Source organism: Serratia sp. CY27727 (genome assembly GCF_052169275.1).
Classification (GTDB): domain Bacteria; phylum Pseudomonadota; class Gammaproteobacteria; order Enterobacterales; family Enterobacteriaceae; genus Serratia; species Serratia sarumanii.
In genome coordinates, this window is sequence record NZ_JBJNLB010000001.1 from 972,036 (window position 1) to 983,895 (window position 11,860).

10 protein-coding genes are annotated in these 11,860 nt (G+C 62.4%); 4 read left to right on the top strand and 6 right to left on the bottom strand.

Going from position 1 to position 11,860, the window contains the following annotated elements:
* Positions 1-48: 48 nt before the first annotated feature.
* On the bottom strand, positions 49-2,061 hold the full coding sequence (uvrB, locus tag ACJ8HB_RS04845) for an excinuclease ABC subunit UvrB (protein WP_047568821.1): 2,013 nt from the start codon (positions 2,059-2,061) through the stop codon (positions 49-51).
* A gap of 1,108 nt (positions 2,062-3,169) precedes the next feature.
* Here uvrB and ACJ8HB_RS04850 point away from each other — a divergent pair.
* Positions 3,170-3,880 (top strand): ATP-binding cassette domain-containing protein, encoded by a 711-nt coding sequence (locus tag ACJ8HB_RS04850; RefSeq protein ID WP_041033958.1) that lies wholly within the window; start codon positions 3,170-3,172, stop codon positions 3,878-3,880.
* A gap of 129 nt (positions 3,881-4,009) precedes the next feature.
* Complete coding sequence (locus tag ACJ8HB_RS04855) at positions 4,010-5,644, top strand: hypothetical protein (RefSeq protein ID WP_047568823.1); 1,635 nt, start codon at positions 4,010-4,012, stop codon at positions 5,642-5,644.
* Between the two features lie 66 nt (positions 5,645-5,710).
* Here ACJ8HB_RS04855 and bioD read toward each other — a convergent pair whose 3' ends face one another.
* Genes bioD through bioB form a run of 4 tightly spaced genes read right to left on the bottom strand, consistent with a single transcriptional unit; the run spans position 5,711 to position 9,323 of the window.
* On the bottom strand, positions 5,711-6,391 hold the full coding sequence (gene bioD / locus ACJ8HB_RS04860; protein WP_047568825.1) for a dethiobiotin synthase: 681 nt from the start codon (positions 6,389-6,391) through the stop codon (positions 5,711-5,713).
* Positions 6,384-7,151 carry a malonyl-ACP O-methyltransferase BioC gene (bioC, locus tag ACJ8HB_RS04865; protein WP_047568827.1) on the bottom strand — a complete coding sequence of 256 codons (768 nt, stop codon included), beginning with the start codon at positions 7,149-7,151 and terminating at the stop codon, positions 6,384-6,386. The genes bioD and bioC overlap by 8 nt, the downstream gene beginning before the upstream one ends.
* A complete protein-coding gene (gene bioF, locus ACJ8HB_RS04870) occupies positions 7,135-8,286 on the bottom strand; it encodes an 8-amino-7-oxononanoate synthase (RefSeq protein ID WP_047568829.1) in 1,152 nt (383 codons plus the stop codon). Before bioF ends, bioC begins: the two co-directional genes overlap by 17 nt.
* Positions 8,286-9,323 (bottom strand): biotin synthase BioB, encoded by a 1,038-nt coding sequence (gene bioB, locus ACJ8HB_RS04875; RefSeq protein WP_047571673.1) that lies wholly within the window; start codon positions 9,321-9,323, stop codon positions 8,286-8,288. Before bioB ends, bioF begins: the two co-directional genes overlap by 1 nt.
* An 88-nt stretch (positions 9,324-9,411) precedes the next feature.
* On the opposite strand from bioB, the gene bioA reads away from it, so the two are divergent.
* A complete protein-coding gene (gene bioA / locus ACJ8HB_RS04880; protein WP_033637498.1) occupies positions 9,412-10,686 on the top strand; it encodes an adenosylmethionine--8-amino-7-oxononanoate transaminase in 1,275 nt (424 codons plus the stop codon).
* 4 nt (positions 10,687-10,690) lie between these two features.
* Here bioA and ACJ8HB_RS04885 read toward each other — a convergent pair whose 3' ends face one another.
* Positions 10,691-11,092, bottom strand: coding sequence for a YkvA family protein (locus ACJ8HB_RS04885; protein ID WP_047568831.1), 402 nt, complete (start codon positions 11,090-11,092; stop codon positions 10,691-10,693).
* Positions 11,093-11,248: 156 nt separating this feature from the next.
* On the opposite strand from ACJ8HB_RS04885, the gene ACJ8HB_RS04890 reads away from it, so the two are divergent.
* Positions 11,249-11,731, top strand: a complete 483-nt coding sequence (locus tag ACJ8HB_RS04890; RefSeq protein WP_047568833.1) for a kinase inhibitor — start codon at positions 11,249-11,251, stop codon at positions 11,729-11,731.
* The last annotated feature ends 129 nt before the right edge of the window (positions 11,732-11,860 follow it).

Consider the following 11,860-nt stretch of genomic DNA (forward strand, 5'->3'; position numbering starts at 1 on the left):
CGGCCGACAAGGAATTTCGACGCCCGCCGCGCGGGCGCCATCCAACGGTCAGGAAATCGCAATAAACTGCTCGCGCAGCTGGTGGATCTCGTCGCGCAGCGCAGCCGCCTGCTCGAACTCCAGGTTTTGCGCGTGGGTGTACATCTGCGCTTCCAGATCGCGGATTTTCTGATCCAGCGCTTTCGGCGTAAGGTTCTGCAGCGAAGCGCCGCCGTCCGCCGTCTTGCCCTTGCCTTTGCTCTTGGCGCGGTTGACCGGCTGGCCGATCTGCAGAATGTCGCCGATCTTCTTGTTCAGCCCCTGCGGCACGATGCCGTTGGCTTCGTTGTAGGCCTGCTGCTTGGCGCGGCGCCGCTCGGTTTCACCGATCGCCTTGGCCATCGAATCGGTGATGCGATCGCCATACAGGATCGCCTTGCCGTTCAGGTTACGCGCCGCGCGGCCGATGGTCTGGATCAGCGAACGCTCGGAACGCAGGAAACCTTCCTTGTCGGCGTCCAGAATCGCCACCAGCGACACCTCAGGCATGTCGAGCCCCTCACGCAGCAGGTTGATGCCCACCAGCACGTCGAACTCGCCCAGACGCAGGTCACGGATGATTTCGACCCGTTCCACGGTATCGATGTCCGAGTGCAGGTAGCGCACGCGCTCGCCGTGCTCTTCCAGGTATTCGGTCAGGTCTTCCGCCATGCGTTTGGTCAGGGTGGTCACCAGCACGCGCTCGTTGATCGCCGCGCGCTTGCGGATCTCGGAGAGCAGATCGTCCACCTGGGTGGCGACCGGCCGCACCTCCACGATCGGATCCAGCAGCCCGGTCGGCCGCACCACCTGATCGATCAGATCGCCGCCGGATTTCTCCAGCTCGTATTTGCCCGGCGTCGCGGAGACATAGATGGTCTGCGGCGCCAGCGCCTCGAACTCCTCGAAGCGCAGCGGGCGGTTGTCCAGCGCCGACGGCAGGCGGAAGCCGTACTCCACCAGCGTTTCCTTGCGCGCGCGGTCGCCCTTGAACATCGCGCCGATCTGCGGAATGGTGACGTGGGATTCGTCGACCACCAGCAGGCCGTCCGCCGGCAGGTAGTCGAACAGCGTCGGCGGCGGCTCGCCCTCGGCGCGCCCGGACAGGTAGCGCGAGTAGTTTTCGATGCCCGAGCAGTAGCCCAGCTCGTTCATCATCTCCAGATCGAACTGGGTGCGCTGCGTCAGGCGCTGCTCTTCCAGCAGCTTGTTGTTGGCCAGCAGCACCTTGCGGCGGTCCGCCAGATCGACCTTGATCTCTTCCATCGCCTGCATGATCCGCTCGCGCGGCGTCACGTAGTGCGATTTCGGGTAGATGGTAAAGCGCGGCACCACCTGCTCGATCTGCCCGGTCAGCGGATCGAACAGCGACAGCCGCTCCACTTCTTCGTCGAACAGCTCGACGCGCAGCGCCAGCTCGTCCGACTCCGCCGGGTAAATGTCGATCACCTCGCCGCGCACACGGAAGGTAGCGCGCTGGAAGGCCTGGTCGTTGCGGGAATATTGCAGCTCCGCCAGCCGGCGCAAAATGGATCGCTGATCGATGATCATCCCCTGGGTCAGGTGCAGCATCATCTTCAGGTAAAGATCCGGATCGCCCAGGCCGTAGATCGCCGACACCGACGCCACCACCACCACGTCGCGCCGCTCCAGCAGCGCCTTGGTGGCGGAAAGGCGCATCTGCTCGATGTGCTCGTTCACCGAAGCATCTTTTTCAATGAAGGTGTCGGAGCTGGGCACGTAGGCTTCCGGCTGGTAGTAGTCATAGTAGGAGACGAAGTATTCCACCGCATTCTCCGGGAAAAACTCTTTCATCTCGCCGTACAGCTGCGCCGCCAGCGTCTTGTTCGGCGCCAGCACCATGGTCGGCCGATTCAGATCGGCTATCACGTTGGCGATGGTGAATGTCTTGCCCGAACCGGTGACCCCCAGCAGCGTCTGGTGCGCCAGGCCGTCTTCCAGCCCCTCTTCCAGCTTGCGGATGGCTTCCGGCTGATCGCCGGCCGGTTTGAAATCAGAATGCAGTTTGAAAAGTTTACTCATTGCTCGGCTACCCTGTGGAGATGCGCGCGCTCAGGCGGCCAGCCGACTCTGCGCCGGGCATGGCCCCTAATTATGGAAAGTGTCGGCGATTTGCGCCAGTGCCCATGATACTGGATATAAAACCAGCTTCAAGCGGATTCGTCGCTGCGCCCGATGCCGCGGCAACGCCGTTGCACCGTGGCGTTACAGTCCGGTGACATTTTTATTGTCAATAACAGATTTATCCCCAGAACTTGCCGCAAATTAACTTATTGATAGCACCGCGTCGAAAAATCATACATAGAGACCTGATCAATACCCTCGCGTCTTGATTTTAATTAAATTATTGATAATTAATTACTTTAATAAAAAGACGAGAATGCGGGCAAAGCGAACAGAACCCGCGTCCGCTCTCGCTTTACAGCGTTTTTCTAAATCTAATACACAAGGTTATCCACAGGAATAGTGGATAACTCTCACCGCCCCGCCCGGGGCGGGAGTTACAGAAAGAAAGCTTTTCGCCCTTTACACTGGCCAAAATGCCTTTTTTAGTTATTTTTTCATAAAAATATCGCTTTGTTTATGCCGATTAATACTAAAAATCCCCATTGCCAAAATCGCATTGGCTCCTTTCACGCGGATCGCTCTTGACGGCGGCGCAATGCCTTGCACCATGCCCACACCGAACAGCACCACAAGAGTGCAAAAAACGTCCGGGTTAACTTGCCCGCGTATTTTCAGGCCGTCACGGCAGCGCGCGTCAGGCCTGACGTGCGGTTAACAAGGCGATAACAATCCCCCGTTTTCACCCGGCGGCAAAAATTGGCCTGGGAGTTGCTTTATCTTCCTGCGTATAAATGCGGTGCGGCAGCATGATGCGCTGCCGACCGCGGAGTTTCACCGCCGCGGCGTTATCGCCCGTAAAAACGCAAGAACGACACCAAGTCGTCACAAGCGTCGTTTTTAACGACATATTGACTGTCATTCCGTCCACCGCAGACCTGGCTCTGGCTCCTCGGACGGACGGCATTTTGTTCCAGACATTGCCACACTCGGGAAATTCGCCGCGCATGCGGCCTTTGCAGCCCCCGCCAACGAGTGAAACGAGCGTCTATGAGGAGAATGCCAAATGCTGAGCCTGAGATCGGTCAATCAATTTTACGGGCAGAACCACACCCTGTGGGACATCAACCTGGAGCTGCCGCGCGGCCAGTGCACCGTGCTGCTCGGCCGCAACGGCGTGGGCAAGACCACGCTGGTCAACTGCATCATGGGGCATGTGCCGGTGGTGAGCGGCAGCATGACCTGGCAGCCGGCGGATCAGCCGCCGCAAAATCTGCTGCTGCAGCCGATGGAGCGCCGCGCCGCGCTGGGCATCAGCCACGTACCCCAGGGGCGGCAGCTCTTCTCGCAGTTGAGCGTGGAGGAGAATCTGCAGGTGGCGCAAATGGCCGGGCGCGGCGCCCCTCGCCGTATTCCGCCGCTGATCTACAGCCTGTTTCCCCATTTGCGCCAGATGCGCGCTCGCCGCGCCGGCGATCTGTGCGTGGGCGCTCAGCGCCAGCTGGCGATCGGTCGGGCGCTGGCCCAGGAGCCGGCGCTGCTGATCCTCGACGAACCGACGGCGGGCGTCCCCCCCTCGATCGCCGCCGACATCGGCAACGTGATCCGCCGGCTCAACCGCGAACTGGGCATGACCATTTTACTGGTGGAGCATCAGCTGCCGTTCGTGCGCCGGGTGGCGGACCGCTTCTGCCTGTTGGACAGCGGGCGCACGGTGGCGCACGGCGCGCTGGCGCAGCTGGATGAGGCGCTGATCGGCGCCGGGTTGGCGGAGTGAAAGCCCGGTTTGCCGCCTATGCCGATGTTGTATCAGCCACGGCAGGTCTGCGCCCAATAGGCAACGGCCTGCCGTCTTCCCATACTCGATATGCATTATACCAACACCACAATATCGAGGGATTTAGGCATGGCAGACAACAACGCGGCATTTATTCAATACGCGGATTTGCACAATAGAAACTGGAGCCTGCAGGAACGGCTCAATGTCGAAGGGATTTATGTCAGCTCACGTGATGAACTGGTCAGCGCGCAAGATTTCATCATTAACACGTTAAAACGCCCGACGATCGTCAGATTCGCTGCGCCTTTTGCCACCTGGACCGCACCTAAAACCGACATCAACGTCGGCTTCGTCTATCTCGACGGCAACGGCGTCAGCATCACTACCGAGATCCCTAACGGCACGGAAAGCGACCATAACTATTTCCTGCGCTGCTACACCAGCAGCGGCGCGTTGGATAACAACGTTCCTATTCGCCCAGCGCCTATCATGAAAGATTTCACCGTCAAAGGCATTGGTGCCAAGATTAACAAAGGCAAGGATGAAACCCCGATCGAATACAACTATATCGATGGTATCCGTTTCCATTCGCCTGAAGGGCCGCTGGGCAACTTCTCGGTCAATAACGTCTATATTTCGGGTTTCTACTACGGCCTGTACTACGGCACCAATGCCTATATCGCCCACCATTACGCCTGTGAAGTCATCCGCTGTTTTGAAAGCCTACATATGCCCTCAACGAGCAGCGGAGCGCAAAACTTCGGCGAAGGCATCAACTTTTTCGGCGGCACCCTCGGCAATTCCCAGGGGCTGGCCGTACGCAACGCTAACCCCAACGGCGCCTTCCGTTTATTCGGCACGTCGCTCGACTACGCCGGTTCGATAGCTTACGTCCAGGCCGGTAGCGTTGAACTGCATGGCTGCCATATGGAATTCAACAACGGCAATAGCCCGCTCACGGATATCCCCTTTCGCTGCAGCGCCAATCAAAATGCATCGCTGTTGATTCACGGCGGCGAAATCATCGTCGCCGGCAGCCGACTGGCGCAGGAGTCGCTGTTTTACGCCGAGGCCGGCAGTAGCGGGATTATCGTCGACAACGTGAAATTCTATGGCGTAAGAACCGCGAGCGGCCGCTATTTCAGCGGCACCGGCGACTTTGTCATCGCCCATAGCCGCCTGGATGGCGGCGGTGGCGGCGCCGGGATCCAGACGCTGGTCGGCACCGTGAATAACAAGCTCAAAGACGGCGATTTCGCCTTTTCCACCAAGCCGTTCGGCTGGGAGGTGACCGGCGGCACGATCGACGATCCCTTTACCTCAGATGCGGTGATTATCAGCATCGAAGCCGGCGCGGGCATCGACGGCGGTAACGCCCTGAAAGTAACCAAGTTGGGCAACGCCAATGCCAACGCCGGGGTGAGAGTAAGCGTGCCCGTCGCGCAATATGAACAGCTGGGCGCCTGCTTTACCCTGAAAACGGTCAACGGCGGTACCGGAAATCTGTTTGCGACGCTACAGTTTGCCTGTATTCAAGAGCATGCGGACAACGGCATCTCGATCGTCGCCAAAGCCGCGCCTGCAGCCTGGGATGCCGTCATGAAAGCCGATGCTTACACCGAATACGCCGAATATCGTTTCAACGCCAATCGGCGGAAGGTCCCGGTCTGGGCGACCCATGTCATCCTGACGTTCAACCTGTTTGCCCTGGCGAAAAATGGCGTGCTTTATCTCGATAACGCCTGCATTACCGCCATGTAAAAGCCAACGCCGGGTCATAAGATCCGGCGTTGCGACATCATCAGCCAGGGAGACGGCAAAGATTTCTTACTGTGCCAGCAGGCTGATATCCAGATACTGCCCCAGCGGCGCCCGCTCAGCCTGCGGCAGGTGCGGGATTTCGCCCAGCAGCGGCGCCGGCAGCATGCGGCGCAGCGTGGCCAGGTATTCCTGATGCCTTCGTCCCGGCGGCGCCACGTCGTTGGCGATCCAACCGGCCAGCGTCAGCCCGGCCTGCTGCACCGCCTGCGCCGTCAGCACCGCGTGGTTGATGCAGCCCAGTTTGATGCCCACCACCAGGATCACCGGCAGTTGCTCCTGCTGCACCCAGTCGGCGAAGGTGTACTCCGCCGACAGCGGGGTAAACCACCCGCCCGCGCCCTCGACCAGCACCCAGTCGGCGCGCTGTTCCAGCCGGCGCAGGCCGTCGGACAGCCGCGCCGCGTCGATCGGCCGGCCTTCATCGGCGCTGACGATATGCGGCGAGGTGGGTTCGGCAAAAACGTAAGGGTTCACTTCATCGTAGCTGAGCGCCACGCCGCTGTTGACCTGCAGCGCCAGTGCGTCGCCGTTGCGCAGCCCCTCGGCGGTCATCTCGCTGCCGGAAGCCACCGGCTTATACCCGGCGCTGCGGTAGCCCGCCCGGTTGGCGGCCTGCAGCAAGGCGCTGCTGGCGACGGTTTTCCCCACTTCGGTGTCGGTGCCGGTTACGAACCAACGTTTAATCACGATAAATCACTCCATAAGCCAGATGATAGCTGAGCGGGAACTGCCCCCGCCGGCACGGGTAAGCCGCCTGCAGCGCGGCGAGACGGTCGCGCGACATCAGGCCGCCCTCGCGCCCCTGATGCAGATGCGTGGCCCCGATGCCCTTGAGCGAACGCATCAGCGTCATCACGTCCGGATAGTTCAGGGTGCGCAACTCCGTGACCAGCTCGTGTCGATAGCCAGCACAGGCGGCGCGGATCTGCGCCAGCGGCAGAAAGGCGTTCACGTGGCGCTCGCCGTCCACCTGTTGCCAGGCATCCCCCAGTTCCTGCAGCGATCCCGCCGCCAGCGTGGAAAACAGGATCGCGCCGCCGGGGCGGGTCACGCGGTACAGCTCCGCCAACGCGGCGGGCAGATCGCTGCACCACTGCACCACCAGGCTGCTGAAACAGATGTCCATCGCCGCATCGGGCAACGGCACCTGTTCGATATCGCCCAGCAAATAATGGTGCGCCGCCTGCCGTTGACGGGCGACATCCAGCATGCCCGGCGCCAGATCGAGCGCGGTCACCTGCTTGCCGCGCTCGCGCCACAGGCGGCTGAAATAGCCGGTGCCGCAGCCGGCATCCAGCAGCCGTTCGCCCGGATGGGCACTCCCCATCCCCAGTAAGCGCTCGCCAACGTCACGCTGCAGCGCGGCGGCGGCATCATAGCTGCCGGCGGCGCGGCTGAAGGCCGAAGCGACCGCCTGTTTGTTCACCGCGTCATTGGCTGACGTCATGCAATACCTCCAGCAGGCGATCGATGTCCTGCGGCTGATGCGCCGCCGTCAGGGTAATGCGCAGCCGCGCGCCGCCCGGGGGCACCGTCGGCGGGCGGATGGCGCTCACCCACAGCCCGCGCTCGCGCAGGCGGGTCGCCAGATCGAGCGCGCGCTGATTGTCCCCCACCAGCAGCGGCTGGATGGCGGTGTCGGAGTCCGTCAGGGTCAGCGCCAGCGGCGCGGCACCCTGGCGGAAACGCCGAATGTTGTCCCGCAGCCGGGCACGCAGTTCATCGCCCTCTCGAATGCAGGCCAGCGCCGCCTGCAGCGCGCAGGCCTGCGCCGGCGGCATCGCGGTGCTGTAAATCAGATGGCGGGCGAACTGCAGCAGATACTCGGCGGTCGGCTCATCACACAGCACCGCCGCGCCGCTGACGCCGAACGCCTTGCCGAAGGTCGCCACCAGCAGTTCAGGGCGCACGCCCTGCTGCCAGCAGCTGCCGCGGCCTTGCTCGCCGCGCACGCCGACGCCGTGGGCATCGTCCACCATCAGCCAGGCGCCCGCCGCGCGGGTTAGGCGATGTAGTTCCGCCAACGGCGCACCGTCGCCGTCCATGCTGAACACTCCTTCGGTCACCGCCAGCCGCTGCCCGTCGCAGGGTTTGGCCAGCAGATCTGCCAGCGCCTGCGGCTGATTGTGCTGGAAGCGGCGCAGCTCGGCCGGCGACTGCGCCGCCGCCTCCAGCAGCGAGGCGTGGCTGAGGCGATCGGCCAAAATGCGATCGCCCTTTTGCATCAACGCCGCCAGCACCGCCTGGTTGGCGGCGTAACCGGAGATGAACAGCAGCGCGCGCGGATAGCCGAGCCACGCCGCCAGTTGCTCCTCCAGCGCCTGATGCGCCGCGCTAAAGCCGGTGACGTGGCCGGAACCGCCGCTGCCGACGCCGTAGCGCTGCGCGCCCTGCTGCCAGGCGGCGATCACCCGCGCATCCTGGCTCAGCCCCAGGTAGTCGTTGCCGGAGAAATTCAGGTAGAAACGATCGCCGAGCCGAATCTGGCGGCCATTGCCGCCCTCGGTGGTCTGTCGCCGACGGTAGGCGGCGTTGAGGCGCCGCTCTGCCAGCGCCTGCTCAATGCGTTGTTGCCAGCTCATCACAGCGCCGCGTTGTAAAACTCGGCGGTATCGGCGGTCAGCAGTTGCTTAGCCAGCGCCTGCTGTTGCTGGTTGTCGCCGTGTTCGGTGGCGGTCTGCTGCGGGTTCAGCCCCAGCTTGCGGAACAGCTGCAGGTCTTTGTCTTCTTCCGGGTTCGGCGTGGTCAGCAGCTTGCAGCCGTAGAAGATCGAGTTGGCGCCGGCCATAAAGCACATCGCCTGCGTCTGTTCGTTCATCTGTTCACGGCCGGCGGAAAGGCGGACATAAGAAGACGGCATCATGATGCGCGCCACCGCGATGGTGCGGATGAAATCGAACGGATCGACGTCGTCGTTATCCGCCAGCGGCGTGCCTTTCACCTTCACCAACATGTTGATCGGCACGCTCTCCGGCGGCTTCGGCAGATTGGCCAGCTGCACCAGCAGCCCGGCGCGGTCACGCACCGTTTCACCCAGCCCGACGATGCCGCCGGAGCACACTTTGATGCCGGCGTCGCGCACTTTGTCGAGCGTATCCAGGCGTTCCTGGTAGCTGCGGGTGGTGATGATGCTGCCGTAGAACTCCGGCGAGGTGTCGAGGTTATGGTTGTAGTAATCCAGCCCGGCCTCCGCCAGCCGTTCGGCCTGAGTGCCATCCAGCGTGCCCAGGGTCATGCAGGTTTCCATGCCCATCGCTTTCACGCCCTGCACCATCTGCTGCAGATAAGGCATATCGCGCTCGTGCGGGTTCTTCCACGCCGCGCCCATGCAAAAACGGGTCGATCCGTTCGCCTTGGCCTTGCGCGCCGATTCCAGCACCTGGTCGACCTGCATCAGCCGCTCCGCCTCCAGGCCAGTCTTGTAGCGCGAACTCTGCGGGCAGTATTTGCAGTCTTCCGGGCAAGCGCCGGTTTTGATCGACAGCAGCGTGCTGACCTGCACCTGACGCGGGTCAAAGTGCTGACGGTGTACGGTTTGCGCTTCGAACAGCAGTTCAAGCAGCGGTTTATCAAACAGGGCCTGGGCTTGCCCTACTGTCCAGTGAATGCGATCGGCCATCATGGCGTCTCCAAAACGAAAAAGTGTCGCCAGTTTAAATATTGTGGATATACTGTCAACCAATCTTAATTCAATTTGGTTTACAAGTATGTCTGTCACCGCTTCCGACCTGGCGTTTGACCAACGTCATATCTGGCACCCCTACACCTCCATGAGCCGCCCGTTACCCTGTTACCCGATCGAGTCGGCCAGCGGCGTCGAGCTGCAGCTGGCGGACGGCCGGCGTCTGGTAGACGGCATGTCCTCCTGGTGGGCGGCGATCCACGGTTACAACCATCCTCGCCTGAATCAGGCCGCCAGCCAGCAGCTGGAGAAGATGTCGCACGTGATGTTCGGCGGTATTACTCATCCGTCCGCCATCTCGCTGTGCCGTCGGCTGGTGGAGATGACGCCGGAAGCGCTGCAGTGCGTGTTCCTGGCAGATTCCGGTTCGGTGGCGGTGGAAGTGTCGCTGAAGATGGCGCTGCAGTATTGGCAGGCGCGCGGCGAGCGGCGGCAGCGCATCCTGACGCTGCGCCACGGCTATCACGGCGATACCTTCGGCGCGATGTCGGTCTGCGATCCGGACAACTCGATGCACAGTCTCTATCAGGGCTATCTGGCGCCGCACCTGTTCGCCACCGCGCCGCAGTGCCGCTTCGACGAGGAATGGCGCGAAGAGGACATCGCGCCGTTCGCCGCGCTGCTGGAGCAGCACGCCGGTGAAGTGGCGGCGGTGATCCTGGAACCGGTGGTGCAAGGCGCCGGCGGCATGCGCATCTACCACCCAAGCTACCTCAAGCGGGTGCGCGAGCTGTGCGATCGCCATCAGGTGCTGCTGATCGCCGACGAGATCGCCACCGGCTTCGGCCGCACCGGCAAGCTGTTCGCCTGCGAGCACGCACAGGTGGTGCCGGACATTCTCTGCCTGGGCAAGGCGCTGACCGGCGGCTACATGACGCTGTCCGCCACCCTGACCACCCGTCACGTGGCGGAGACCATCAGCAACGGCGCGGCCGGCTGCTTTATGCACGGCCCAACCTTTATGGGCAACCCGCTGGCCTGCGCGGTGGCGGACGCCAGCCTGGCGCTGCTGGCGGAAAATCGCTGGCAGGCGCAGGTGAGCGCCATCGAAGCCCAGCTGAAGCAGGAGCTGCTGCCGCTCGCGGCGCTGCCGAAGGTGGCGGACGTGCGGGTGCTGGGCGCGATTGGGGTGGTGGAGATGCGTGAACCGGTGGACGTCGCCGAGCTGCAGCGCGGGTTCGTCGAACGCGGGGTGTGGATCCGGCCGTTCGGCAAGCTGATTTACCTGATGCCGCCTTACATCATCGAAGCGGAACAGCTCAGCCGCCTGACCGCCGCCGTGGCCGCCGCCGCGCGTTAATGGCTTACCAATGCTGGTCCAGATAGCGGGCCAGCAATCCCAGACACAGCAGCCAGAGTAAAATGATCATCACCGCCGCCATGCGGCCGGTGGGGTTATCGACGCGCTTTTGCGCCTTCTCGCGCAGCTCGGCCATCAGCGGCTTGGGGATCAGGCGCACCGCCAGCATGATGCCCAACGGTATGATAATCACGTCGTCCAGATAGCCCAGCACCGGAATGAAGTCCGGGATCAGATCGATCGGCGAGATCGCATAGCCGGCCACCAGCAGCGCGATCAGTTTGGCGTACCACGGGGTGCGCTTATCACGGGCGGCCAGCCACAGCGCGTAAATATCGCGCTTGATGCCTTTGGCCCAACGGCGCAGCCAGCCGAACCACGGCGTGCGTTTTTTCAGTGAGATCATGGTGGCGTTGTTTGGCTATCCGGCGGTCTGTAGGAAGGAAGATGCGGCCATGGTAACCGATCCGCGCCGCCGTTGGCGAATGGCAATCCCGCTTGTATTGTCACGACGAAACGATCTAGCTTAAGGGTTCGCGTTTACCGACAACTGGGAGTCACTATGGCTTTTCGTTTGTATAGCAACGATCTGCAGGACGGCGGCAAACTGCCGCAGCAGCAGGTTTTCAACGGCATGGGCTATCACGGCGATAACCTGTCGCCCCACCTGGCCTGGGACGGCGTGCCGGCCGGCACCAAAAGCTTCGTGATCGCCGTTTACGATCCCGATGCCCCGACCGGCTCAGGCTGGTGGCACTGGATCGTGGCCAACATTCCCGCCGACGTGCGCGAGCTGCCGCAGGGCGCGGGCTCCGGCAAAGCCCCGCTGCCCGCCGGCGCGCTGCAGACCCGCACCGACTTCGGCTCAGCCGGCTACGGCGGCGCGGCGCCGCCGAGTGGCGAAAGCCACCGCTACCAGTTCACCGTGCATGCGCTGGACGTGGAGCGCATCGAGGTGGATGAGGGTTCCAGCGGCGCGCTGGTGGGCTTTAACGTCTATTTCCACAGCCTCGGCAGCGCCACGCTGACGGTGACGTTCAACTGATCCCCCGCCAGTAAAAGACCACCTCCTGAGGAGGTGGCTTTACACGACGCCCCCTAAAAGGGGGCCATTTTCGAGTTAATCCTGCAACAGCTCCATCTGCTGTTCGATCTCTTGGTCCTTCTTATCCTG